The organism is Nonomuraea sp. NPDC049480, from assembly GCF_044465905.1.
Lineage (GTDB): Bacteria > Actinomycetota > Actinomycetes > Streptosporangiales > Streptosporangiaceae > Nonomuraea.
Window position 1 is genome coordinate 584628 of record NZ_JBITMD010000003.1, and the last position, 24271, is coordinate 608898.

Below are 24271 nucleotides of genomic sequence, written 5' to 3' on the forward strand. Positions count from 1 at the left end.
GTTCAGACGGTCACCCGGCGCAGGCGGGCCTTGGGGGCCTCCTCGCCGGGGAAGACGCGCTTGAGGCCGTCGCCCATGGCCTGCTCGATGATCCGGATGTCGCGCACCAGGTGCTCGAGCCCGGACGGCTCCAGCGAGGCGGCGTGGTCGGAGCCCCACATGGTGCGGTCGAGCGTGATGTGCCGCTCCACGCACACCGCGCCGAGCGTGACGGCGGCCAGCGAGATCTGCAGGCCGCGCTCGTGGCCGGAGTAACCGACCGGGACGCCGTAGCGCTCCTTGAGCGTGGTGATCGTGCGCAGGTTGGCCTCTTCGGGAGGCAGCGGGTATGTGGACGTCGCGTGCATCATGATCAGCTTGTCGGTGCCGAGGATCTCCACGGCCGCGTCGATCTCCGACAGCGTCGACATGCCGGTCGACAGGATGATCGGCTTGCCGGTGGCGGCCAGGACGCGCAGCAGCTCGTGGTCGGCGACACTGGCCGAGGCCACCTTGTGCGTCAGGACGTCCATCTCCTCGAGGAACTCGACGGAGGGCACGTCCCACGGCGAGGCGAACCAGTGAACGCCGCGCTCGTCGCAGTATTTCGCGATCTGCCGGTACTCGTTGCGGCCGAACTCGGTCCGCTCCTTGTACTCCAGGTACGTCATCTCGCCCCACGGCGTCTGCCTGATCTGGCCCTTCTGCTCCTCGGGCACGCAGATCGCGGGGGTGCGCTTCTGGAACTTGACCGCCTGGCAGCCGGCGTCGGCGGCCACGTCGATGAGCCGGCGGGCGATGTCGAGGTCGCCGTTGTGGTTGATGCCGATCTCGCCGATCACGTAGACGGGCTCGCCGTGGCCGACCAGCACGTCGCCGATCGCGACCGGGCCCAGCCTCGGCTTGACCTCGACCTTTGCCTCCGCCACCGCCACCTCGGGACGGGCGGCCACGACGCGGTCGCACAGCTCGCGTACGGCGCCGGAGCCGCCGGGCCTGGTCAGCACCACCCGGGCGGCGGCGCGCACCCGCGGGTGGGCGTCAGGCGTGGCGATCGGCCAGCCCACCTCCGACATCGGGCCCAGGTCGTTGACGTCGTTGCCGACGTAGGCCACGCGGGCCGGGTCGAGGCCCTCGATGCGCAGCCAGTCCCGCAGCACCGTGCGCTTCTCCGTCAGGCCCTGCAGCACCGGCACGCCGAGCTTGCGGGCGCGGGCGGCCACGACCGGGTTGTGCTCGGTGGACATGATCAGCACCTTGACGCCGGAGCGGCGCAGCAGTGACACGCCCATCCCGTCCGAGCGGCTGACCAGCACCATCTCGCGGCCGTCGGAGTCGACGTAGGCGCGGTCGTCGGTGTGCACGCCGTCGAAGTCGGTGATGACGCAGTCCACGTCGATCGGCTCCGGACGGTCGATGAACGGCGCCAGCGCGCGCACCAGCTCCAGGTCCTCGGGGTTGTCGACCTCGATGGCGTGCTGCGGCGGCACCGGCTGCACGGCGGTCGTGCCGAAGAAGCGGTGGCCGTGCTCGCGCAGGCCGGAGGCGCGCATGACGTAGAAGGCGCCGTTCTCGCGGAACTGGGCCTCGCGGTCCTGCCGGCGTTGCCGGACGGCCGGGTCGTGGTTGACGCCCGCGCCCGCCGAGGTCCACAGGAACTCGTGCGTGGGCAGGCCTGACACCACCGAGTCGGCCTCGCCGTCGAGCACCTTGCGCACCGCGGCCGACAGGTCGTCGGGGTCGATGAACGCGCTCGTGCACTGCACGAGCACGACGACCTCGGGGTCCGCGCCGAGCGTGTCGAGCGCGTGCAGCACCGCCGACTCGCTGGAGGCGGTCGCGCCGCTCAGCTCCTCGGGGCGGTCGATCACGAGCGCCCCGGCCTCGCGGGCGGTCTCGGCGATCCGGTCGTGGTCGGTGCTGACCACGACCTGGTCGACGAGCTCGGCGCGCAGGCAGGCCCGCACCGCGCGAGTGACCAGCGGGACGCCCCCGACCAGGGCGAGGTTCTTCAGGGGTACGCCCGCCGAACCTCCGCGGGCGGGAACAACGGCCAAGACTCGCAAGGTCTCTCCTCAAAGCTTCGGGATGACCCAGAAGCTAGAGGTCCGGATTGAACGGCCAGCGTCACTGTCATTAACGTTCCATGGGGATCCGGTAGAGAAGCTCTGGCCGGCCCACCGCGCCGTACTGGGGCATGCGGGCCGCCACACCCAGCTCTACCAGGTGTTCCAGGTAGCGGCGGGCGGTCACACGGGACACTCCGATCGCGTCCGCCACGGCCTGCGCCGCCATGCCCTCCGGCCGCTCGCGCAGCTTGGCGGCGACGGCGTCCAGCGTGTCCTGCGACATGCCTTTGGGCAGCTCCGAGCTGCCCCTGAGGGTGCCGAGCAGCCGGTCCACGTCGCCCTGTCCGACGGCGGCCCCCGCCTCCTCCTTGAACCGGGCGTAACGGCTGAGCTTTTCGAGCAGTGTCGCGTACGTGAACGGCTTGAGAAGGTACTGGGAGATGCCGAGCGACACCGCCGAGCGGACCATGGCCAGGTCGCGGGCGGAGGTGACGGCGATGATGTCGCACATCAGGCCGCCGGCGCGGACGGCCCGGCAGACCTCCAGGCCGTGCATGTCGGGCAGGTACAGGTCGAGCAGGATGAGGTCCACGGACCGCTTGCCCAGGAAGCGCAGCGCCTCGCCGCCGGAGCGGACCACCCCGGCCACCTCGAAGCCGGGCACCCGCTCGATGTAGATGCGGTTGGCCTCAGCGGTGATCTCCTCGTCCTCGACCACCAGCACCGAGATCATCGCACTCCCTTCGGTACGGGCAGCCGCACGGTGAACACCGAGTCTTCCACGTCGATGGTGCCGCCGAGCCGCCGAACCGCCTGCCCGACGAGCGCGAGGCCCAGGCCGTGGCCGTCGCCCTTGGTCGTCCAGCCCTTGCCGAACGCCGCCGGATCGGTCAGCCCCGGCCCGTTGTCGGCGATCCTGATCAGTACCTCCTCATCGTCGGCGCTCAGGTGGATCTCCACCCTGCCGGCGGCGTCGATGGCGTTGTCGATCAGGTTGCCCACGATCGTGACCAGGTCGCGCGGGTCCAGGCCCAGGTCGTCCAGCTCGCTGTCCTCGCTGATCACCAGCTCCACGCCGCGTTCGGCGGCCTCGGCGCTCTTGCCCAGCAGCAGGGCCGCGAGGACCGGCTCGCGTACCGAGCCCACCACCCGGTCGGTCAGCTCCTGCGCGGCGCGCAGCTCCGCGGTGCCGAGCGCGACGGCCTGCTCGGTGCGGCCCAGCTCCACCAGCGTGATCACGGTGTGCAGCCGGTTGGCGGCCTCGTGCGCGGCCGCGCGCAGCGTGTCGGCGAAGCCGCGCTCGGCGTCGAGCTGGCCGGTCAGGGACTGCAGCTCGGTGTGGTCGCGCACGGTCACGACCGTGCCGAGCCGGCTGGCGGCGCTGTTGACGGCCAGGACCCGGTCGCCGACCAGGTGGACCCGCTCCTCGCCGCCGGTCAGCATCTCCGCCAGCCCCAGCTCGTCCACGTGCCGCCCCTCGGCGTCGCCGGGGAGGCCGAGCAGGTGCCGTGCGGCGTCGTTGCACAGCGTCAGCGTGCCGTCCCTGCCGACCAGCAGCAGGCCCTCCCTGACGGCGTGCAGGACCGCGTCGTGGTGGTCGTGGATGCGGCCGAGCTCCACCGGACCGAGCCCGTGGGTCTGGCGGCGCAGCCGCGCGGTGACCAGCCACGTGCCCGCGGCTGCCAGGCCGAGCGCGAGCGCCACGATGAGCCCGACCGCGGTGAGTTGCTCGCGCAGCCTGGCGCTGATCTTTTCGACCGTGATGCCCGCGCTGACCAGCGCGACCACCCGGCCGCCGGAGATGATGGGGGTGACCGCTCGCACGGAGGGGCCGAGTGTGCCGGTGTAGGTCTCGACGAACGTCTCGCCGCGCAGCGCCTGCTCGGTGTGGCCTCGGAACTTCTTTCCGATCTCGGCGCGGTTCGGATGGGTGTAGCGGGTGCCGTCCGGCTTCATGATCGTGATGAAGTCGACGCCGGTGCTCTCGCGCAGACCCTCCGCCACCGGCTGCAGCCGCGCCGTCGGGTCCGGTGAGTTGAGGGCCTCCAGCAGGCCGGGCGAGGAGGCCACGGTCACCGCGACGGTTCTCGCCGTGGTCGTGGCCTCGGCGGCGAGCAGTTCGTGCGCCTGTACCTGGGAGAGCACGGCGCCGCCGGCGGCCATGATCACGACCACGAGCAGCTGCAGGAACAACATCTGCCCCGCGAGACTCCAGCGCCGCATATTAACGACTCTTTTCGTGAACGTAACTTACGCAATCGTGACCTGGGTCACTTGTGCAGCGCATAGTCGCACAACCGGAACTTCCCGACAAAACGCCTGGAGAACCCCCCTATGCGTGATCGCACTCGCTACCTCTATCTGGCCGTCATCGCGGCCGTCCTGCTCGGGATCCTCGTCGGGTTCATCTGGCCGGACGTCGGCAAGGAGCTCAAACCGCTGGGGACCGGATTCGTCGCGCTCATCAAGATGGTGATCGGCCCGATCATCTTCTGCACGATCGTGCTCGGCGTCGGCTCGGTCAGCCAGGCGGCCAAGGTGGGCAAGGTCGGCGGCCTGGCACTCGGCTACTTTATCGCGATGTCGACGGTCGCCCTGGTCATCGGCCTGGTGGTGGGCAACGTCATCCACCCGGGCGAGGGTCTCCAGATCACCGACACCGCCAGGCAGGCGGCCGAGGCGGAGGCGGCCAAGGGCGCCGAGAGCGGCACCACGGTCGACTTCCTGCTCGGCGTCATCCCCGACACGCTGGTGTCGGCGCTGACCGCGGGGTCGGTGCTGCAGGCGCTGCTGGTGGCGCTGCTGGCCGGGTTCGCGCTGCAGGCCATGGGCGCCAAGGGCGCGCCGATCCTGCGTGGTGTGGAGCACCTCCAGCGGCTCGTGTTCCGCATCCTCGCCATGATCATGTGGGTCGCGCCGGTGGGCGCGTTCGGTGCGATCGCCGCCGTCGTGGGATCGACCGGCATCGAGGCGCTCAAGAGCCTGGCGATCATCATGGTCTCGTTCTACATCACTTGCCTGCTGTTCGTCGGCGTGGTGCTCGGCCCGCTGCTCTGGCTGGTCGCCCGGGTCAATCTGTGGTCGCTGCTGCGCTACCTGGGCCGCGAGTTCCTGCTGATCCTGTCCACCTCCTCCTCCGAGACGGCGCTGCCCCGGCTCATCGCCAAGATGGAGCACCTGGGCGTGAGCCGCGCCGTGGCCGGCATCACCGTGCCGACCGGCTACTCGTTCAACCTCGACGGCACCGCGATCTACCTGACGATGGCCACGCTGTTCATCGCCACGGCGACCGGCTCGCCGCTGGAGCTCGGCGAGCAGATCGCGCTGCTGCTGTTCATGATGATCGCCTCCAAGGGCGCGGCGGGCGTGACCGGCGCCGGGCTGGCCACGCTGGCCGGCGGCCTGCAGGCGCACCGGCCCGAGCTGGTCGACGGCGTGGGTCTCATCGTCGGCATCGACCGGTTCATGTCCGAGGCCAGGGCGCTGACGAACTTCGCCGGCAACGCCGTGGCCACCGTGCTCGTCGGCACCTGGACGGGCGAGTTCGACCGGGAGCGTGCCGGGCAGGTGCTCGCCGGGCACGCCCCGTTCGACGAGGCCACGCTGCTGGACGAGGACGAGCCCGCCGAGCCCGAGGGCGGCGAGAAGGAGCTGGCGAAGGTCTAGGGCTTGCGGCCGATGCCCGCGTACGCCATGCGGGCGAAGTCCTCGTCGATGGGCAACGGGTGGTCGGGATCGAACGGCCACCCGTGCGGCCCAAGACCGTTGACCAGGCCCGGTGGGATGAGCTCGAAGTCGCCGAAGAAGGCGCCGATCTCCTCGCCGGGTCTCGGCGTGAACGCGGCGTTGGCCTGCTTGTAGAACTCGCTGACCTTCATCACCCGCTCAGTGGCCACGTCGTTGCTCACGTGCGAGAGCGCCAGATAGCTGCCCGGCGCCAGCGCGTCGCGGTAGGCGGCCACGAAACGGTGCGGCTCGTCCTCCTCCGGGATGAGGTGCAGGATGAACATCATCAGCACCGCCACCGGCCGGTCGAAGTCCAGCAGCGCGCGGACGGCCGGGTCGGACAGGATCTCCTCCGGCCTGCGCATGTCGCCCAGCACCATGGCCACCCGGTTGGGGTTGGCCAGCAGCGCCCTGCCGTGCGCGGCCACCACGGGGTCGTTGTCGACGTACACCACGCGGGCGTCGGGTGTGCGGCCCAGCACGACCTCGTGCACGTTCTCCTGGGCCGGCAGGCCGGAGCCGAGGTCGAGGAACTGCGTGATGCCCTGGTCGCACAGGTACTGCACCACGCGGCCGATCATCGCCCGGTTCTCCCTGGTGCCCTCGCGGACCTCGGGCAGCACGCTCAGCACCATGTCACCAAGATCGCGGTCGGCCTTGAAGTTGTCCTTCCCGCCGAGGAAGTAGTCGTACATCCGCGCCGCGTTCGGAATATGCGGATCAACGCCTTGCGGCGCCTCTTCAGTCATGTCTCCATGATCCACTATGGGGCCGCGAAATGGGACTAAACGGCAGGAAGTCGGAGAACGAATCTCGCGCCGCCCGGGAAGTCCTCCGCGGTGATCTGACCGCGGTGCGCCATCGCCACGTCCCGCGCGATCGCCAGGCCCAGGCCGGTGCCGCCGGCGTCGCGGCTGCGGGCGGCGTCCAGGCGGGTGAAGCGCTCGAAGATGCGCCCGCGGTCCGCCGCGGCGATCTCCACGCCGTCGTTCTCGACCGAGAGCACGGCCATGCCGTCCTCCTTCGTCACCGTGACCCGGACGTAGGTCTCGGCGTGCCGCTGGGCGTTGTCCAGCAGGTTCGTCAGCACCCTGGCCAGCTGGAGCCGTACGCCGTCGACCACCACGCCCTCGGCCAGCTCGGCCCGCACGCAGACCTTGTCGCTGCGGACGGAGAGCTCCTGGCGCACCAGCTCGGCGAGGTCCACCCGCTCCCGGGCCGCGTCCACCCGGGAGCCGATCCTGGCCAGCAGGAGCAGGTCCGTGATGATGGCCTCCAGCCGGTCGGTGTCGCGCAGCGCGCTGCGTACCAGCGCGTCGACGTCGGTGTCCTCCGGGTAGAGCTGAGCGCTCTCCAGCTGGGCGCGCAGCCCGGCGATCGGGGTGCGCAGCTCGTGCGAGGCGTCGGAGGCGAACTGGCGCTGCTGCTCGGCGGAGCGCTCCAGCCGGGCCAGCGTGCCGTTGACGGACCTGGCCAGCTGGGCCACCTCGTCCTCGCCGGGCGGCTCGGTGACGCGGCTGCTCAGGTCGCCGGTGTGCACGGCGTCCAGCTCCGCCCGCATGGTCGCCACCGGCCGCAGCGCCCGGCCCGTGACCAGCCAGGTGGCCCATCCCGCCAGCGCGATCATCACGACGATCTCGGCGAACACGATCATCTCGAGGGAGCGTGTGCTCAGCAGGTCGGGAGTGCGGCGGCCGGCGTACACCACGGGGGAGTCGGCGAAGATGGTCACCCGGACCGCCGTCAGGTGCACGCACTCGGTCGGCAGGCAGTTCGTGGTGCTGATCGTCCGGTGCTCCGGCGAGGGGCGCACGTCGCTGAGCGGCGGCAGGTTCCTGGCGGCGTCGCTGGTGGCGAGTATCTGCCCGGTGGGGCCGACGACCTGGATGAGGTCGACCGACGACGTCACCACGGGGATGGAGGCGCCCATGGGCAGGGCGCCTCCGCGCATCTCGTACGCGACGCGCTCGGCGGTGTCCCGGGTGTCATCGAACACGCCGCCCTCGATCACCGATCTCGACACGGTGACCCCGACGATGCCCACGGGGATGAGCACGAGGGCGGCTATCGCCGTCGCGATGAGGGTGACGCGCCCCCGCAGGGACCCCGCCCACAGGGCTGACACCCACTGAGATTACCGAGAGTAACTACCACCATATGCCGCGTAAAGGGAAAGATTCCCCCAATGTCAGCGCTGGATCCAGGCCGCGGTGTCCGGCGGGATCGACCCGTCGGCCGCGAGCGGGCCGCTGGACAGCAGCACCCGGCCCGCGATGTCGAGGCGCGCCGGCTCCTCGCCCGTGTTGAGCACCACCACCAGCCCGGGGTCGCGCTCGATGGCCAGCACGTCCTTGGGGGAGTCGATCCATGTGAGAGTGCCGCCGCCGAGCGCCGGGTGCTCCCTGCGGATCTTCAGCGCGGCCCGGTACAGGTTCAGCGTGGAGGCCGGGTCGTCCTCCTGGGCCTCGGCCGACAGCTCCGTCCACTCCGGCGGGATCGGCAGCCACGGGTCCCGCCAGCCGCAGCCGGGGGCCGTGGTCCACGGGAGCGGCACCCGGCAGCCGTCGCGGCTCTCGCCGCGGCGTTTGAAGGCCGGGTCCTGGCGCAGCTCGTCGGGCAAGTCGAGGACCTCGGGCAGCCCCAGCTCCTCGCCGTTGTAGAGGTAGGCCGAGCCGGGCAGGGCCAGCATGAGCAGCGTGGCCGCCCGCGCGCGGGCCAGGCCGCCGTGCCGGGTGACGTGGCGCGGCTTGTCGTGGTTGGACAGCACCCAGGTGGTGGGCGCGCCGACCAGCTCGGCCTCCTTGAGCGACTTCTCGATCACGGTGCGGAACGACTTGGCGTGGAAGTCGGCCATCATGAACTCGAAGTTGAACGCCTGGTGCAGCTCGTCCGGCCCCACGTAGCGGGCCAGCCTCTCGGCCGAGGACACCCACGCCTCGGCCACGGCCATGCGCCCGCCGGGGTAGGAGTCGAGGATCGGCCGCCACTCGCGGTAGATGTCGTGCACGCCGTCCTGGTCGAAGTACGGCAGCTGCTCATCGCCCAGCATCTCGGCCTGCGGGCCCTCCTTCGGCCCCACGTCGGGCAGGCCCGCGGCCTTGATCATGCCGTGTGCCACGTCGACCCTGAAGCCGTCCACGCCCCGGTCCAGCCAGAAGCGCAGGACGTCGCGGAACTCGGCGCGCACCTCCGGGTTCTCCCAGTTGAGGTCCGGCTGCTCGGGCGCGAACAGGTGCAGGTACCACTGGCCGTCCTCGACCTGCGTCCAGGCCGGTCCGCCGAAGATCGACTCCCAGTCGTTCGGCCGGTCGCGGAAGATGTAGCGGTCACGCAGCCCGGCCTTGAACCACGGGTGCTGGTCGGAGGAGTGGTTCGGCACCAGGTCCACGATGACCCTGATGCCCTTGTCGTGGGCCTCGGCGATGAGCGCGTCGAAGTCGGTGAGCGTGCCGAACATGGGGTCCACGTCACGGTAGTCGGCGACGTCGTAGCCGCCGTCGGCCATCGGAGAGGTGTAGAAGGGGCTCAGCCAGATGGCGTCCACACCCAGGTCGGCGAGGTAGCCCAGGCGGGCGCGCACGCCTTCGAGGTCACCCATGCCATCGCCGTCGGCGTCGGCGAAGCTCCGCGGGTACACCTGATACACGACGGCGTCCCGCCACCAGTCGTCGTTGCCGAGCATGGCTGTCCTTCCCCCGGATGACCCGAGCTGTCGGGTGATGTTCTGGTGAACAATGTCGTGATCGCCCGATCCGAGTCAAGCGCAACTTTCGGAAAGTTGCAGATATCACGTTCGGGTCTGGTAACGCTCTTGCGCAAGTTCTTCCAATTCTTGCAAAGAGCGGCTAACGTCCCGGAAAAGTCTGGCTTTCCTCTGCGGCGGCGCGCGCCCGCGCGACGCCGCTCCTGCGTGACCTCAGGAGGTCCCCCCATGCGCATGCGGGCTCTGGGTGCAGCCACCCTCGCGACCCTGGCCTTAACCGCGACGGCGTGCGGCGGCGGCCAGCCGGCCGCTCCCGCCGCACCCAGCGGATCCGCGACCGCGAGCGCCGCCGGCGGCACTCTCGTCATCTGGGCCGACCCCAGCCGAGTCAAGCCGCTCAAACCCTTCGCCGACCAGTTCGGCACCGAGAACGGCGTGACGGTCGAGGTGAAGGAGATCAGCAAGGACAACCAGCAGACCTTCCTCACCGCCTCCCAGCAGGGCAGCGGCCCCGACATCATGATCGGCGCGCACGACTGGATCGGCAACCTGGTGCAGAACGGCGCCATCGACCCGGTCACGCTGACCGAGGAGCAGAAGGCCGCCTTCTCCGAGAAGGCCATCCAGGCGGTGACCTTCAACGGGCAGATCTACGGCGCCCCGTACGCGGTGGAGAACATCGCCCTCATCCGCAACACCGAGCTCGCCCCCGACGCCCCCAAGACGATCGAGGACATGATCGCCAAGGGCAAGGAGCTCAAGGCGGCCGGCAAGGTCAAGGACGTGCTCTGCCTGCCCGTCGGCCAGAAGGGCGACGCCTTCCACGTCTACCCGATCTTCGCCTCCGGCGGCGGCGCGCTGTTCGGCACCACCTCCACCGGCGACCCCGACCCCAAGAAGGTGCTGCTCGGCTCGCCGGACTCGGTCAAGGCGTTCGAGAAGCTCAAGGGCCTGGGCGAGAAGGGTGACGCCGCGCTGCGCACCTCGATCACCAACGAGAACTACATCGTGAACTTCGCCTCCGGCAAGTGCGCCTACCTCATCTCCGGCCCGTGGGCGACGAGCGAGGTCAAGAAGGGCGGCATCACGTACGACATCACGGCCGTCCCGCCGCTCGACGGCGGCAACCCCGCCACCCCGTTCGTCGGCGTCCAGACGTTCTTCGTCGCCTCCAAGGGCAAGAGCAAGGCCCTGGCCCAGGAGTTCGTCGCCAACTACGTGACCAACAAGGACGTCGCCAAGGCCCTGTACGAGGCCGACCCGCGGCCCCCGGCGCTGACCGCCGCGCTGCAGGAGGTCCAGGCCACCGACCCCGACGCGGTCAAGTTCATGGAAGCGGGCAAGGACGGCATCCCGATGCCCGCCATCCCCGAGATGGCCGCGATCTGGGAGCCCTTCGGCATCGCCGAGACCGCCGTGGTCAAGGGCGGCGACGCCGCCGACGCGGCCGCGGCCGCGCAGAAGGCCATCGACGGCGCGCTGAAGAACTGACGCCCGTGGCTGTGGACGTACGCGAGGCCGCGCGGGAGACCCCGCCCGTGCGGCCCCGCCGGGAGATCACCACGGCGTTCGTGGTCAGCAGGATCGCGGTGCTCGCCGTGACGGCCGCGATCCTGCTGTACGCCGTGCCGCCGCTGGTCGCCGCCGGGGCGTGGGTCGCGCTCGGGCTGCTGTGCGCGGCCGGCGCGGCCGTCGCCTACCTCTACCTCACCCGCCGCTTCATCCCGGCCAAATACCTCATCCCCGGCACCGTCTTCCTCATCGCCTTCCAGGTGTTCCCCGTCGTCTACACGGTCACCACCGCGTTCACGAACTTCGGCGACGGGCACCGCGGCGACAAGGCCGCCGCCGTCACCGCCATCGAGACCGGCTCGGTCCGGCAGACCCCGGGCTCGCCCGAGTACGCCCTGACCGCCGCGCTGCGCGGCGACGAGCTGGTGTTCCTGCTGGTGGACCCGGCGACCAAGCAGGTGCGGCTGGGCACCGCCGAAGGGCTGACCCCGCTGGCCGGCGCCGAGGTCGGCGTCACCGGCAAGGTGCTGAAGGCACCGGGCGTGACCGTGCTCAAGGCCCCCGAGGCGGCCGCCCGCGCGCAGGAGATCTCCGCGCTGGCCGTGCCCGCCGACAGCGGGGTGATCAAGGCCAACGGGCTCAGCCGCGCCGTCGAGGGCCGGGCGGCGCTGGTCTACGACGCCGCCTGCGACTGCGTGCGCGGCAACGGCGACACCTGGACGGCCGACGAGGAGCAGGGCTACTTCGTCAACGCCAAGGGTGAACACCTGGCGCAGGGCTGGCAGGTCGGCGTCGGGTTCGGCAACTTCGCCCGCGTGCTGACCGATCCCACCGTCTCCGGATATTTCGCGGGCGTGCTCGGCTGGAACCTGGTCTTCGCCGTGGCCTCCGTGTTCGGGCAGTTCGCCCTCGGCATGGCGGTGGCGCTGGCGCTGCACCATCGGCGGATGCGCGGCACCCGGTTCTACCGGATCGTGCTGATCCTGCCGTACGCGATGCCGTCGTTCGCCATGCTGCTGGTGTGGCGGGACATGTTCAACCGCGACTTCGGGCTGATCAACCAGCTGCTCGCGGCCGACGTGGACTGGCTCGGCGAGCCGATGACCGCCCGGCTGGGGGTGATCCTGGTCAACCTGTGGCTGGGCTTCCCGTACATGTTCCTGGTCACCACCGGCGCGTTGCAGGCCATCCCGCGCGAGCTGACCGAGGCGGCCTCCATCGACGGGGCCACTCCGTGGAAGGCCTTCCGCCGGGTGACGCTGCCGCTGCTGCTGGTCGCGCTCACGCCGCTGCTGATCTCGTCGTTCGCGTACAACTTCAACAACTTCAACGCGATCGCGCTCACCACCGAGGGCGGGCCGTTCCCGGCCGACAGCCCGCAGGTGGGCGGGACCGATCTGCTGATCACCTACACGTTCCGGCTGGCGTTCGGGGCGGGCGGGGCGCAGTACGGGTTCGCGGCGGCGATCTCGGTGTTCATCTTCGCGATCGTGGCGGTCATCTCGACGGTGGCCTTCCGCCGCACCCGCAAGCAGGAGGAGGTCTACGCATGAGGCTCGCCCGGTTCCACTCGGCACTGCGGCACGTCTTCGTGCTCGTCGTGTGCGCGTTCGCGGTGTTCCCCATCCTGTTCGTGGTGTCGGCCGCGATCAACCCGCTGGGCACGCTGGCCTCCACCGACCTGCTGCCGAACGGCGCGAGCGCGGGCAACTTCGCCGACCTGCTGAGCTCCGACTCCTACCCGTTCGCGCGGTGGTTCTTCAACTCGGTGTTCATCGCGCTGGTGTCGTCGTTCGCGAGCCTGATGTTGTCGATGTTCGCCGCGTACGCCTTCAGCCGCATGCGCTTCGCCGGACGGCGCGTGGGGCTGCTGGCACTGCTGCTCATCCAGATGTTCCCGCAGTTCCTGGCCATCGTGACGATCTTCATGATCTTCACCGAGGTGACGGAGCTGTACCCGGCGTTCGGGTTCAACACCGCGTGGGGGCTCCTGCTGCTCTACCTGGGCGGCGCGCTCGGCGTGAACACGTGGCTGATGAAGGGCTTCCTCGACACCGTGCCCAAGGAACTCGACGAGGCCGCCACCGTGGACGGTGCCACGCACGCGCAGATCTTCTGGCGCGTCATCATGCCGCTGGTCACGCCGATCCTCGCGGTCACCGCGCTGCTGGCGTTCATCACCACGATGAGCGAGTTCCTCATGGCCAACGTTTTCCTGCGCGACCCCGAGAGCAAGACCCTCGCCGTCGGCATGTACGGCATGATCGCCGGCGACCGCCGCAACGCCAACTTCGGCATGTTCGCCGCGGCGACGCTGCTGACCGCCGTTCCCACGGTCGGTGTGTTCCTCTGGTTGCAGAAGTACATCGTCTCCGGGCTGACGGCCGGGGCTGTCAAGGGATAGGTGCGTGTGCGTTACCTCGGGGAGCCGCATCACGACGGCTCGGCTCTGTACGTCTCCGACCAGGCGCCCGAGCTCGGCGCGCGGGTGACGCTGTGGCTGCGGGCGCCGCTCGCCGCCGGCGTCACCCTCGTGAGCGTGCGCGCGGTCCACGACGGCGAGCCGCGCTACGCCCAGGCGTCGCCCGCGGCCCGCGACGTCAGGGGACTGGGCAGGAGCGACGTCTGGTGGCGGGCCGAGATCACCGCCGTCAACCCCGTCACCCCGTACCGCTTCCTGCTCACCACGGCGAACGGCCAGGCGTGGCTCACCGCGGCCGGGCCCGCCGCGCACGACGTGACCGACGCGGCCGATTTCCGCCTGGTGTGCCACGAGCCTCCGCCGTCGTGGATGGCCGGCGCGATCGTGTACCAGATCTTCCCCGACCGCTTCGACCGTTCCCCCGAGGCCCGTCCCATGGTGGACCTGCCGGACTGGGCGCTGCCCCGCGACTGGGACCGTGACCCCGTCATCCCCAGCGGCCCCGGCACCTCCCGGCAGTTCTACGGCGGTGACCTCGACGGCATCGTCCGGCGGCTCGACCACGTCCAGAGCCTCGGCGCCGGCGCCGTCTACCTGACGCCGATCTTCCCCGCCCGCTCCAACCACCGCTACAACGCCTCCAGCTTCGAGACCGTCGACCCGCTGCTCGGCGGCGACGCGGCCCTGCACCGCCTGTCCGGGGCGCTGCACGCGCGCGGCATGCGGCTGATCGGCGACATCACCACCAACCACTGCGGTGACACGCACGAATGGTTCACCGCCGCCGTTTCCGACGTGAACGCCCCCGAGCGCGAGATGTTCTACTTCGACCCCGACACCGGCGACTACGAGTCCTGGTGGGGCGTCAAGACGCTGCCCAAACTCAACTGGGGCAGCGACCTCGTACGTTCCAGCATGCGGGCCGTGCTGAAGAAGTGGCTCGGCCCGCTGGACGGCTGGCGCGTCGACGTGGCCAACATGACCGGCAGGCGCGGCGCCGACGACTACAACCACGAGGCCGCCGCCATGCTGCGGCGCGCCCTCGGCCCGGACGCGGCCTTCATCGCCGAGCACAACCACGACGCCGCCCCCGACCTCGACCGGGACGGGTGGCACGGCACCATGAACTACGGCGGCTTCACCCGCCCTGTCTGGGCCTGGCTGCGCGGCCCCGACCTGGACCTGGAGCACTTCCTGGGGGTCCCCGGCGGAGTGCCCCAGCGCGACGGGCCCGCCGCGCTGGCCACGTTCCGGGCGTTCGCCTCCCGCATGTCGTGGCGCTCGCTCACGCACTCCTGGCAGCTGCTCGACTCGCACGACTCGCCGCGCATCCGCACCGTCACCGGCTCGCGCGAGCGCCACCTCCTCGCCCTCGGGCTTCAGGCCACGCTGCCCGGCACGCCGATGGTGTTCGCCGGCAGCGAGTTCGGGCTGACCGGCGTGAACGGCGAGCACTCCCGTACCCCGATGCCCTGGAACCGGCCCGCTGACCAGGACCTGGAGACGCTGGCGGCCTACCGGACGCTGCTCGGGCTGCGCCGCGCCGAGCCCGCGCTGCGCCACGGCGGCCTGCGCTGGCTGCACGCCGACGCCGACTGCCTGGTCTACGCGCGCGAGACGTACCAGGAATCGCTCCTGGTGTGCGTGCGCCGCGCGCCGGGGGAGCCGCTGCCGCTCGGCGCACGGGCCGAAGGCGTGTACGGCGCGCAGGACGGCGACGTGATCCCTGGCGACGGACCTGCGCTCCGTATCTGGCGCCTCACGCAGTGATGACGCTATGTTGCGTCTGTCGATTCCTGTTTCAATAGATAGTGGTGTGCCCCGATGAGGTTGCTCTCCGTAGCCGTCATGGCCTTGCTCCTGCCTGCCGTTCCGGTCGCGGCCGCCTCAGCCCAAGCGGGCACGACGTACTACGTGGACTCCAAGGCGGGCGGCGACGCGGCCGCGGGCACCAGCGCCAGGGCGCCGTGGAAGTCGCTGGACCAGGTCAACGCGGCCGACCTCAAGCCGGGCGACACCGTCGCGTTCAAGCGCGGCAGCTCCTTCACCGGCACGCTCACCCTGGCGGCCGAGGGCACCGCGGCCCGGCCCATCTCCGTCAAGCCGTACGGCACCGGCCCGCTCGCCAAGATCAGCGGCGATGACGCCGACTGCGTCGTGATCAGCGGAGACCACTGGCGGGTCAGCGGCCTGCGCGCCTCCGGCTGCCGCTGGGCCGGCTTCCAGATCGACGGCGACCACAACGAGCTGTCGGGCGTGCAGGCCGACCGCAACATCGCCGGCGTGCACGTCACCCCCACCGGCTCGCGCAACACCATCCGCGAGAGCGTCATGACCGGCAACACCCGGATGAGCGTCAACGACGACGGCGGCGACGACGACTCCGGCGCCTTCGGCGTGCTGCTCAACGGCGACGACAACGTGGTCACCGGCAACACCATCACCGGCAGCTACGCCAAGAGCCGGGACTACGGCATCGACGGGGCCGCCGTCGAGGTCTTCAACGGCGACCGCAACGTGATCACCCGCAACGTCTCCAGGGACAACGCGACCTTCACCGAACTCGGCGCCAAGAAGGGCGAGACCGCCACCGGCAACCTCTTCGCCTTCAACGTCGTGACCTCCTCCCGCAGCCGCGGCTCCTTCCTCGTCACCCGCGGCCCCCGCCACATCGTCGGCCCCGTCAAGGGCACCGTCGCCGTGCACAACTCGGTCTATCTGCCCGCCAAGGGCACCATCGGCTGGTCCTGCCACGACGGCTGCGCGCCGTCGATACTCAAGCTCCGCAACAACGTCATCGTCGTCGGGGGCGTGGCCGGCTGGGAGGACGGCAAGGGCGCCGACGAGGGCGGCAGCGTGTACAGGGCTCGGTCGGCCGAGTTCAAGCTCGGGCCGAAGTCGGTCATGGCGGACCCGAAGTTCGTCTCCCGCACGGACCTGCGGCTGCGGCCCGGCTCGCCGGCGCTGGGGCGCGGCATGGCCCTCACCCCCAGGTGGTACGGCGGCAAGGCCTTCGCCAAGGACGCCACGGGCCGGCCCATGGCGGGCGCGCCCGACGCGGGGGCGTACCAGCAATGATCTGGCATCGGCGCCGTGGCGGTGGTTCTGACGGTGCCGGTGTCTAGAGTGGGCCCGTGCTTGTTCCAGATCTTCGCCAGCCGCTCGTCCGGCAGCTCGCCGAGTCCGACGCCCCTCGCCGCTACTGGCACATGGCCGACTCGGACGGCCGCGCCTGGTTGTTCGAGAGCGTCGAGGGCGACGGTGAGCAGTGGGCGATCAGGCAGGTCGAGGTGGGCGCCGATCGGGTGGCGCGCCGTTACTGGTGGGGGCGGCTGCAGGACGAGCAGGGGTTCCTCACCGACCAGCCGCTGGAGATCTGGGAGCTGACCGAGATCACCGAGGACGCCTTCGAGGCCGTCTGGCAGGCGTCGGCCTGACCCACTCGCCAGGAGCGGGGGCCGGCCGCCCGCTGCGGCGGGCTTCCTCGCTGGTCGCGGGCGTGGCGGTGCTCGTGCTGTTCGCCGTGCGCCTGCTGCGGCGGCAGATCAGCCCCGTCCCCCCAGGCCGTGGATGATCAGGTTGATCGCCGTGTCGAGGTTGCGCGCGGTCTCCTCGGGATCGTCCGGCAAATGCCCCTGGAGCTCGGAGAGGACGAGCCCGGAGACGAACGCGTGCAGCACGTCGCTCGTCCGCCGCAGCTCCTCCTCCGGCACCCCGGCCAGCCGCAGGACCCGGTCGAGCACCTGCCACATCGACATCCGCCGGTCGGCGACGATCTCCGGATGGTTGTGGACGTGGATCCACAAGGCGGGATGCGCCCGAGCGTGCCCGTAGTAGGCCAGCGCCAGAGCCCTGAGCTGGTCCTGCCATGGGGCGCCGTCGTCCGGTGGCAGGTGCATCCGCTCCGCCGCCGTGGTGCAGATCATCCTGAGCAGCGCGTCCTTGCTCTCCACGTGGTGGTAGAGCGACATCGGGTTGACGTCCAGCTCCGCCGCCAGCTTGCGCATGGATATGCCCTCCACGCCGCCCTCGTCCATCAGCCGCAGGGCGGTGGAGGTGATCTCTTCGAGACTCAACGGCGCACCCCTGCGCGCGCTCACTGCCATACACCGTATGGTAGCGTCTGCCATACGGTGTATGGCTATGCTTTCAGGGAGCACTTCATGGCGAGCATCCCGGCCCCACAGGGCCTGCCCATTCTGGGCAACACGCTGCAGATTCCCTCGCACGCGCCGATCGAGCACTTCGTCCAGGTGGCCACCCGATACCAGGAGGAGGGCATCTTCCGGCTCGAGGTCGCCGGCCGCACGATCGTGCTGGTCTTCGACCCCGACCTGGTCGCGGAGGTGTGCGACGAGAGCCGGTTCGTCAAGCGCATCAAGCCACCGCTGTCGATCGTGCGCGACTTCGGCGGCGACGGGTTGTTCACCGCGGAGCAGGACGAGCCCGTGTGGGGACAGGCGCATCGCATCCTGATGCCCGCCTTCGGCCAGCGCTCGATGAAGGCGTACTATCCGCAGTTCCTGGAGGTCGCCGAGCAGCTGGTCGAGTCGTGGGCAGGTCGCCAGGGGGAGGACCTGCCCGTCGCCGACGACATGACCAGGCTCACGCTCGACACGATCTCGCTGACCGGGTTCGGCTACCGGTTCGACTCCTTCGACTCGCCCGAGCTGCACCCCTTCCTGCAGGCCATGGGCGGCGCGCTGACCGAGGCCATGCTGCGCAACCAGCAACTGCCCTTCGTCACCAAGCTCCGGCGCAGGCAGGAGGAGGCCTACCGGCGCGACATCGCCACCATGCAGGAGCTCGTCGACGACGTGATCAGACGGCGCCGCACCGAGGGCGGCGCCGGCGCCAAGGACCTGCTCGGCCTCATGCTGGAGGCGTCCGACCCGCAGAGCGGCGCCCGCCTGTCCGACGAGAACATCCGCAACCAGGTCCTCACCTTCCTCATCGCCGGCCACGAGACGACCAGCGGCCTGCTCTCCTTCGCCCTGTACAACCTGCTGCGCGAGCCGCACACGCTGGCCCGCGCCTACGACGAGGTCGACCGGCTGCTGCCCGGCGACGAGCCGCCGGCGTACGAGACCGTGATGAAGCTCGACGTCATCCCGCGCATCCTCGAGGAGACGCTGCGCGTCTGGTCGCCGATCCCGGCCTTCAGCGTGAGCGCGATCGAGGACACCACGCTCGGCGGCTACCCCATCCCCAAGGACCAGGGCGTGGTCGTGCTGCTGCCGACGCTGCACCGTCACCCCAAGGCGTGGGAGCGGCCCGAGGAGTTCGACATCGACCGGTGGCTCCCGGAGAACAAGAAGCACCACCACCCCGGCGCGTACAAGCCGTTCGGCAACGGCGAGCGGGCCTGCATCGGCCGCCAGTTCGCGCTCACCGAGGCCAGGCTGGCGCTGGCGATGATCCTGCGCCGCTTCGCGCTGTCCGACCCGGACGCCTACCGCATGAAGATCAAGCAGACGCTCACGCTCAAGCCCGACGGATTCACGCTCCGGGTCCGCGAGCGCCGCGCCCACGAGCGGACCGTCGCTCTCACCGAGCAGGAGGAGGTCGCCGAGCAGCACGAGATCGCCGTCACCGGCGTGCCGCTCACCGTCGCGTACGGCTCCAACCTCGGCACCAGCGCCGACATCGCCGAGCGGCTGGCCGAGCGGGCCGGGCGGGCCGGGTTCGCCACCACGCTGACCACGCTCGACGAGCTCCAGCCGCTGAGCGAGGGCCTGCTCGTCGTGGTCGCCTCCTCCTACAACGGCAAGGCGCCCGACAACGCCCAGCGCTTCGACGCCCTCGACACGCTGCCCGACCTGTCCGGGGTGCGGCTCGCGGTGCTGGGCTGCGGGAACACGCAGTGGCCCACATACCAGGAGTTCCCGCGGCGCGCGTACGAGAAGCTGACGGCCGCCGGGGCGGTGCCGCTGATCGAGCGGGGCGAGGCGGACACCGACGGCGACTTCGACGGCGACGTGTCGGCGTGGACCGCCCGCCTGTGGGCGGCGCTGGCCGAGGAGTACAGCGCCCACTCGGATCTGGGCGCCGGCTCCGCCGGGCCGCGCTACGAGATGGACGTGCTCACCGAGTCCGAGGTCAGGCCGGCCGTCGTCTCCGAGCGAGCCTTCCCGCTGACCGTCGTCTCCAACGAGGAGCTGACCGGCGACCCTGCCGGGCTCTGGGACTTCTCGGTGGAGGCGCCGCGGCCCGGCGTGCGCTCCATCGTGGCCCGGCTGCCCGAGGGCGTCACGTACACGGCCGGCGACCACGTGGCCGTCTTCGCCAAGAACGACCCCGAGCTGGTCGAATGGGCGCTGCGCTGCCTGCGCGTCCCCAGGGAGCGGGTCGTGCGGCTGCGCGCCGCCGGGGCCACCCACCTGCCCGTGGACACGCCGGTGACGGCCGGGCTGCTGCTCACCGAGTTCGCCGAGCTGCAGGAGGTGGCCACCAGGTCCGACCTGGAGGCGCTGGCCGCGCACACCGCCTGCCCGTGGACCCGCGGCCAGCTGGCCGAGCTGACCGAGAACTACGCCGACGAGATCCTCACCAAGCGTGTCTCCCCGCTGGCCCTGCTGGAGCGCTTCCCCGCGATCGAGCTGCCGCTGCCGGTGTTCCTGGAGATGGCCGGGCCGATCAAGCCCCGCTACTACTCCATTTCCTCCTCTCCGCTGGCCGACCCGTCGCTGGTCCGGCTCACCGTCGGCCTCGTCGAGGGGCCCGCCTGGTCCGGCGCCGGCACCTACCACGGCATGTGTTCGGCGTACCTCGCCGGGCTGAAGGAAGGCGAGGTGTTCTACGGCTACGTCCGCGTCCCCGCCCCGCCTTTCCGGCTTCCCGGTGACCCCGCCACGCCGGTGATCCTCGTCGGTCCCGGCACCGGGTTCGCGCCGCTGCGCGGCTTCCTCGAGGAGCGGGTGCTCACCGGCGCCACCGGGCGGGCCGCGGTGTTCACCGGGTGCCGCCACCCCGGGCACGACCTGCTGTACGCGGACGACCTGGCGGTTTGGGGCGTCTCCGCGCACACCGCGTTCTCGGCCGTGCCCGGGCACCCGTACCGGTTCGTCCAGGACGCCGTCGCCGCGCACGCCGACGAGGTGTGGGAACTGCTCGAACAGGGCGCCCACGTGTACGTCTGCGGCGACGGGCTGCGGATGGCGCCGGCGGTGCGGCAGACGCTGCTGGACATCCACCGGCAGAGGACCGGCCTGGACAGCGCTGACGGGGCCGCCTGGCTGGCCGGGCTGGAGGCGGACGGGCGCTACCAGCAGGACGTGTTCGCCTGACCTTCCGCGAGGCCCCGATCAGGAGAACGCGGCCAGGAGAACGCGGCCGGCAGAACATCGTCAGCAGAACACCGTGGCCAGGGCCTTCGGCAGGGCGTCGGCGGGGACCTGCCCGGTGTACGGGTTCGCGGAGATCACCAGGGTGCGGCCCTCGTCCGAGCGCAGCGCGTACGTGAGGTAGCCGAAGATCCCGCCGCTGTGCCCGTACACGCGCTTTCCGCAGGTCAGCTGGAACTCCTGGAGGCCGAGGCCGTACCCCATGCCCTCGCCGGCCGCCCGCGTGGTCCGCATCTGCTTGAGCGCGGACGCGCTGGTCAGCTTGCCGCCCATGAGGGCGTCGAAGAAGCGGGTCAGGTCGGCGGTGGTCGAGATCATCTCGCCCGCGCCGTACTCCAGTGACGGGTTGATCCTGGTGGCGTCCACGATCTCGCCCTTGTACGCGGCGTAGCCGCGGGCGTGCGGCCTCGGCATGGACTTGTCGTGGCCCGGCAGGAACGTGTGCCGCAGGCCGAGCGGGCGCAGGATCCTGGCCTTGATCGCCTCGGCGTACGAGCCGCCGGTCAGCTTCTCGATCAGCATGGCGGCCACCACGTAGTTCGTGTTGGAGTAGCGCCAGCCCGTGCCCGGCGTCTTGAAGTAGGGCGGCCTGGACAGGCCGACGGCCAGCAGTTCCTGCGGCGTCTGGTCGTACAGCGACTCGACCGGCCGGAAGTCTCGCGCCGACCAGCCGGGGATGCCGGCGCCCGCGTAGTCGAACAGGCCGCTGGTGTGCTGGAGCACCTGCCGCACCGTGATCGTGCTGCCGTCCGGCAGCGCGCCGGGCAGGTGTCCGGCGACCGGGTCGTCGAGTGACAGCTTGCCTTCGTCGGCGAGCTGGAGCACGACGGTGGCCACGAACGTCTTGGTGACGCTGCCGATCCGGAAGTGGCCGGTGGCGTCGGCGGGCTTGCGCGAGACCATGTCGCGGTAGCCGGCCGCGGCCGTCCAGTCCTTGCCGTTCTCGCTCACCCGGACGAGCGCGGCCGACACGGCCTTGGTCTTCACCAGAGCGCCGAGTTGCTGTTCGAGGGAGTCCTGGGTGGGGGAGAGAGTGGTCAAGGCGAGTGTCAACGCTGCGATCTTGGTGAGAATCATGGGGAAGACGTTAGAGATCCGAGGGTATGCCGGACCATGCGGGCGACCGTACGATGACCTGCGGAAAACCGCAGGGACCAATTCTCGACAATCCGGACTTAACCCTTCATCTTGGGATATAACCGCAGCGTGTGTGACATATCCGTGGAACCTGCTCGAAACCTTTCCACGGCACTGTGAGAGCTCTGGAAAGGGGGCGCAATGCTGCTTCGACTGAGGGTGTCGCTGCCGGATCGGCCAGGTGGGCTGGGGCAGGTGGCCAAGGCGCTGGGCACGCTCGGAGCCGACATCCTGCAGGTCACCGTGCTCGAACGCGAGGCCGGGCGGGCCGTGGACGACTTCACCGTCTCCTGGCCGGGCTCCATGACCCCATCGGAGGCCCGGGAGCGGCTGTCCGCCGTGCCCGGCATGCGGGTCGAGGGTGTCTGGATGACCAGAGAGGTGCCGGGCTCGGCACTGGACTACGACCTGCTCATGCATGTGGTGGCGGAGCCGGCCCGCGGTTTCGCCACGCTGGTGGACGCCCTGCCCGGGCTGTGCGGGGCGGAATGGTCGCTGGCCGTGGCCGACGGCGCCGTACGGCACGCCTCGCTGGCCGCTCCCGCCACGTTCGACCTGCCCGAGCCGCCGCCGCGGGCGGTCGCGCTGGACGCCCGCGACGTGCGCCTCATGCTCCTGCCGGTGCTGACGCAGGGCATGCACGTGATCGTGGCCCGCGCGGAGGGGCCGGTGTTCCACCGCGCGGAGCTGGAGCGCGCCGCGCGCATCGTGGACGTGGTCGCCAAACTGGCGGCTCGCGCGGTAAAGGTCGGTGATTGACCAAGTAAGCATGGAATTATTAACGTGAGCTGCCTGATCAGTTTGTGCACCAGGGATCGAGGCAGATGGATTTCGAGCTGACCGGCGAGCAGAAGGCCTTTCGCGAGATCCTGCGCGCCTTCGTGGAGAAGGAGATCCTGCCGGTCGCCACCGAATGGGAGCACTCCGGCAGATATCCGGCCGAAATCATCGACAAGATGAAGCAGATGGGGCTGTTCGGCCTGTCCGTGCCGGAGGAGTACGGCGGCATGGGGGCCGACATGGTCTCGTTCGCGCTGGTCTTCGAGGAGATCGCGCGGGGCTGGATGGGCGTGGCCGGCACGATCGGGTCCCACTCGATCGCCTGCTGGATGATCGCCCGCCACGGCACCGACGAGCAGCGGCGGCTCCATCTCGAGGACCTGGCGAGCGGCGCCCGCCGTACCGCGATCGCGCTCACCGAGCCCGGCGCGGGCACGGATCTCCAGGGCATCCAGACCCGGGCGGTGCGGGACGGCGACCACTATGTCGTGACCGGCACCAAGACCTGGATCACCAACGCCCGCCACGCCGACCCGCTGCCCGTCCTCGTCAAGACCTCGATCACCGAACCCGCGCACCGGGGGATGTCCGTGCTGCTCGTCGACCCGTCGTCGGCGGGCTTCAGCGTCAGCCGCGACCTGCCCAAGCTGGGCTACAAGGGCACGGAGACCTGCGAGGTCGTGCTCGACGACGTACGCGTGCCGGTGTCCTGCCTGCTCGGCGGCGTCGAAGGGCGCGGCATGCAGCAGGTGCTCGGCGGGCTGGAGATCGGGCGCATCAACATCGCCGCCCGCGCCGTCGGCGTCGCCCAGGCCGCGTACGACGCCGCCCTGGCCTACGCGCGTGAACGGACCGCGTTCGGGCAGCCGATCGCCGACTTCCAGGCCATCCAGCTCAAGCTCGCCGACCTGGCCACCGAGATCCAGGCGGCGCGGCTGCTCACGTACTGGGCGGCGGCCCAGGCCGACAGCGGCAAGCGGGTGGACATGGAGGCGGGCATGGCCAAGTACTTCGCCTCCGAGGTGGCGCTCAAGGCATCGCTGGAGGCCATGCGGATCCACGGCGGGTACGGCTACTCGCAGGAGTTCGTGGTCGAACGGCTCTACCGGGACGCGCCGCTGATGGCGATCGGGGAGGGCACCAACGACGTGCAGCGGCTGGTGATCGCCCGGTCGCTCGTCTCCGGCAAGGGGAAGATCGGCTGGTGATCAGTCATGGCGGGGGAGTCCGGAGACCTCGTGGCCGGCGTGGAACATGGCCTCGGCGATGAGCGCCCGCACGTGTGAGTCCCGGGCCCGGTAGAGCACGCGGCGGCCATCCCTGCGTGTGTCCACCAGACCGGCCAGGCGCAGCTTGGCGAGGTGCTGGGACACCGACGGGCGGGGTACGCCGATGGCCTGGGCGAGCGAGTTCACGTCCAGCTCGCCGGACGACAGCAACCACATCAGCCTGAGCCGCGTGGCGTCGCTGAGCATGCGAAACGCGTCGACGGCCGCGTTGACCTGGGCGGGAGTGGGTTGCTCCTGCGAGGCGCCGGCATCTGAGAGGTTGTCGCGTGCGTACATAACTACATATCCTGGTCAAAAGGGATGAATTGCGC

The 24271-nt window shown here is 70.5% G+C and carries 19 protein-coding genes; 10 read left to right on the plus strand and 9 right to left on the minus strand.

Going from position 1 to position 24271, the window contains the following annotated elements; genetic code table 11:
- Window positions 1-2: 2 nt before the first annotated feature.
- The 3 genes from ACIBX3_RS12440 to ACIBX3_RS12450 form a co-directional block, all read right to left on the minus strand.
- A complete protein-coding gene (locus ACIBX3_RS12440; protein ID WP_397116062.1) occupies window positions 3-2045 on the minus strand; it encodes an N-acetylneuraminate synthase family protein in 2043 nt (680 codons plus the stop codon).
- 70 nt (window positions 2046-2115) lie between these two features.
- Window positions 2116-2781, minus strand: coding sequence for a response regulator (locus ACIBX3_RS12445; RefSeq protein WP_397116064.1), 666 nt, complete (start codon window positions 2779-2781; stop codon window positions 2116-2118).
- Entirely contained in the window at window positions 2778-4271 is a 1494-nt protein-coding gene (locus tag ACIBX3_RS12450) for an ATP-binding protein (protein WP_397116066.1), read from the minus strand. The genes ACIBX3_RS12445 and ACIBX3_RS12450 overlap by 4 nt, the downstream gene beginning before the upstream one ends.
- 111 nt (window positions 4272-4382) lie before the next feature.
- Between ACIBX3_RS12450 and ACIBX3_RS12455 the strand changes: the two genes are divergently transcribed.
- Complete coding sequence (locus ACIBX3_RS12455; protein WP_397116068.1) at window positions 4383-5714, plus strand: cation:dicarboxylate symporter family transporter; 1332 nt, start codon at window positions 4383-4385, stop codon at window positions 5712-5714.
- On the opposite strand, the gene ACIBX3_RS12460 is transcribed toward ACIBX3_RS12455, so the two are convergent.
- From ACIBX3_RS12460 to ACIBX3_RS12470, 3 genes are all read right to left on the minus strand, one after another.
- Window positions 5711-6523: an SAM-dependent methyltransferase gene (locus tag ACIBX3_RS12460; protein ID WP_397116070.1), complete on the minus strand. Its 813-nt coding sequence runs from the start codon at window positions 6521-6523 to the stop codon at window positions 5711-5713. The genes ACIBX3_RS12455 and ACIBX3_RS12460 overlap by 4 nt on opposite strands.
- A 35-nt stretch (window positions 6524-6558) precedes the next feature.
- Window positions 6559-7899, minus strand: coding sequence for a sensor histidine kinase (locus ACIBX3_RS12465; protein WP_397116072.1), 1341 nt, complete (start codon window positions 7897-7899; stop codon window positions 6559-6561).
- 63 nt (window positions 7900-7962) lie between these two features.
- The gene (locus ACIBX3_RS12470) at window positions 7963-9456 is read right to left on the minus strand and encodes a glycoside hydrolase family 13 protein (protein ID WP_397116074.1); all 1494 of its coding nucleotides are present in this window, start codon (window positions 9454-9456) and stop codon (window positions 7963-7965) included.
- A gap of 249 nt (window positions 9457-9705) precedes the next feature.
- Here ACIBX3_RS12470 and ACIBX3_RS12475 point away from each other — a divergent pair, with 249 nt between their 5' ends.
- From ACIBX3_RS12475 to ACIBX3_RS12500, 6 genes are read left to right on the plus strand one after another with little or no spacing between them, the layout of a single operon-like run.
- On the plus strand, window positions 9706-10968 hold the full coding sequence (locus tag ACIBX3_RS12475; protein ID WP_397116076.1) for an extracellular solute-binding protein: 1263 nt from the start codon (window positions 9706-9708) through the stop codon (window positions 10966-10968).
- A gap of 5 nt (window positions 10969-10973) precedes the next feature.
- Entirely contained in the window at window positions 10974-12542 is a 1569-nt protein-coding gene (locus ACIBX3_RS12480; RefSeq protein ID WP_397116078.1) for an ABC transporter permease subunit, read from the plus strand.
- Complete coding sequence (locus ACIBX3_RS12485; RefSeq protein WP_397116080.1) at window positions 12539-13393, plus strand: sugar ABC transporter permease; 855 nt, start codon at window positions 12539-12541, stop codon at window positions 13391-13393. The genes ACIBX3_RS12480 and ACIBX3_RS12485 overlap by 4 nt, the downstream gene beginning before the upstream one ends.
- Window positions 13394-15181: a glycoside hydrolase family 13 protein gene (locus ACIBX3_RS12490; protein ID WP_397116082.1), complete on the plus strand. Its 1788-nt coding sequence runs from the start codon at window positions 13394-13396 to the stop codon at window positions 15179-15181. It abuts the gene before it with no gap.
- A gap of 54 nt (window positions 15182-15235) precedes the next feature.
- Entirely contained in the window at window positions 15236-16489 is a 1254-nt protein-coding gene (locus ACIBX3_RS12495) for a right-handed parallel beta-helix repeat-containing protein (protein ID WP_397116084.1), read from the plus strand.
- Between the two features lie 56 nt (window positions 16490-16545).
- Entirely contained in the window at window positions 16546-16848 is a 303-nt protein-coding gene (locus ACIBX3_RS12500) for a hypothetical protein (RefSeq protein ID WP_397116086.1), read from the plus strand.
- A 108-nt stretch (window positions 16849-16956) separates the two neighbouring features.
- Here the strand turns inward: ACIBX3_RS12500 and ACIBX3_RS12505 are convergent, their stop codons facing one another.
- Window positions 16957-17517: a TetR/AcrR family transcriptional regulator gene (locus ACIBX3_RS12505; protein WP_397116088.1), complete on the minus strand. Its 561-nt coding sequence runs from the start codon at window positions 17515-17517 to the stop codon at window positions 16957-16959.
- A 57-nt stretch (window positions 17518-17574) separates the two neighbouring features.
- Between ACIBX3_RS12505 and ACIBX3_RS12510 the strand changes: the two genes are divergently transcribed.
- Complete coding sequence (locus tag ACIBX3_RS12510; protein WP_397116090.1) at window positions 17575-20697, plus strand: bifunctional cytochrome P450/NADPH--P450 reductase; 3123 nt, start codon at window positions 17575-17577, stop codon at window positions 20695-20697.
- A 60-nt stretch (window positions 20698-20757) separates the two neighbouring features.
- On the opposite strand, the gene ACIBX3_RS12515 is transcribed toward ACIBX3_RS12510, so the two are convergent.
- On the minus strand, window positions 20758-21831 hold the full coding sequence (locus tag ACIBX3_RS12515; RefSeq protein WP_397116092.1) for a serine hydrolase domain-containing protein: 1074 nt from the start codon (window positions 21829-21831) through the stop codon (window positions 20758-20760).
- Between the two features lie 201 nt (window positions 21832-22032).
- Between ACIBX3_RS12515 and ACIBX3_RS12520 the strand changes: the two genes are divergently transcribed.
- Entirely contained in the window at window positions 22033-22650 is a 618-nt protein-coding gene (locus tag ACIBX3_RS12520; RefSeq protein WP_397116094.1) for an ACT domain-containing protein, read from the plus strand.
- A 65-nt stretch (window positions 22651-22715) separates the two neighbouring features.
- Window positions 22716-23879 carry an acyl-CoA dehydrogenase family protein gene (locus ACIBX3_RS12525; RefSeq protein WP_397116096.1) on the plus strand — a complete coding sequence of 388 codons (1164 nt, stop codon included), beginning with the start codon at window positions 22716-22718 and terminating at the stop codon, window positions 23877-23879.
- Here ACIBX3_RS12525 and ACIBX3_RS12530 read toward each other — a convergent pair whose 3' ends face one another.
- On the minus strand, window positions 23880-24236 hold the full coding sequence (locus tag ACIBX3_RS12530) for an ArsR/SmtB family transcription factor (RefSeq protein ID WP_397116098.1): 357 nt from the start codon (window positions 24234-24236) through the stop codon (window positions 23880-23882).
- Between the last annotated feature and the right edge of the window lie 35 nt (window positions 24237-24271).

Bases quoted from the DNA above. Each gene is read 5' to 3' on its own strand.
- ACIBX3_RS12515 (WP_397116092.1), bottom strand. From the start codon at position 21,831: ATGATTCTCACCAAGATCGCAGCGTTGACACTCGCCTTGACCACTCTC.
- ACIBX3_RS12505 (WP_397116088.1), bottom strand. From the start codon at position 17,517: ATGGCAGTGAGCGCGCGCAGGGGTGCGCCGTTGAGTCTCGAAGAGATC.
- ACIBX3_RS12510 (WP_397116090.1), top strand. From the start codon at position 17,575: ATGGCGAGCATCCCGGCCCCACAGGGCCTGCCCATTCTGGGCAACACG.
- ACIBX3_RS12475 (WP_397116076.1), top strand. From the start codon at position 9,706: ATGCGCATGCGGGCTCTGGGTGCAGCCACCCTCGCGACCCTGGCCTTA.
- ACIBX3_RS12445 (WP_397116064.1), bottom strand. From the start codon at position 2,781: ATGATCTCGGTGCTGGTGGTCGAGGACGAGGAGATCACCGCTGAGGCC.
- ACIBX3_RS12520 (WP_397116094.1), top strand. From the start codon at position 22,033: ATGCTGCTTCGACTGAGGGTGTCGCTGCCGGATCGGCCAGGTGGGCTG.
- ACIBX3_RS12530 (WP_397116098.1), bottom strand. From the start codon at position 24,236: ATGTACGCACGCGACAACCTCTCAGATGCCGGCGCCTCGCAGGAGCAA.
- ACIBX3_RS12485 (WP_397116080.1), top strand. From the start codon at position 12,539: ATGAGGCTCGCCCGGTTCCACTCGGCACTGCGGCACGTCTTCGTGCTC.
- ACIBX3_RS12470 (WP_397116074.1), bottom strand. From the start codon at position 9,456: ATGCTCGGCAACGACGACTGGTGGCGGGACGCCGTCGTGTATCAGGTG.
- ACIBX3_RS12525 (WP_397116096.1), top strand. From the start codon at position 22,716: ATGGATTTCGAGCTGACCGGCGAGCAGAAGGCCTTTCGCGAGATCCTG.
- ACIBX3_RS12450 (WP_397116066.1), bottom strand. From the start codon at position 4,271: ATGCGGCGCTGGAGTCTCGCGGGGCAGATGTTGTTCCTGCAGCTGCTC.
- ACIBX3_RS12455 (WP_397116068.1), top strand. From the start codon at position 4,383: ATGCGTGATCGCACTCGCTACCTCTATCTGGCCGTCATCGCGGCCGTC.
- ACIBX3_RS12460 (WP_397116070.1), bottom strand. From the start codon at position 6,523: ATGACTGAAGAGGCGCCGCAAGGCGTTGATCCGCATATTCCGAACGCG.
- ACIBX3_RS12495 (WP_397116084.1), top strand. From the start codon at position 15,236: ATGAGGTTGCTCTCCGTAGCCGTCATGGCCTTGCTCCTGCCTGCCGTT.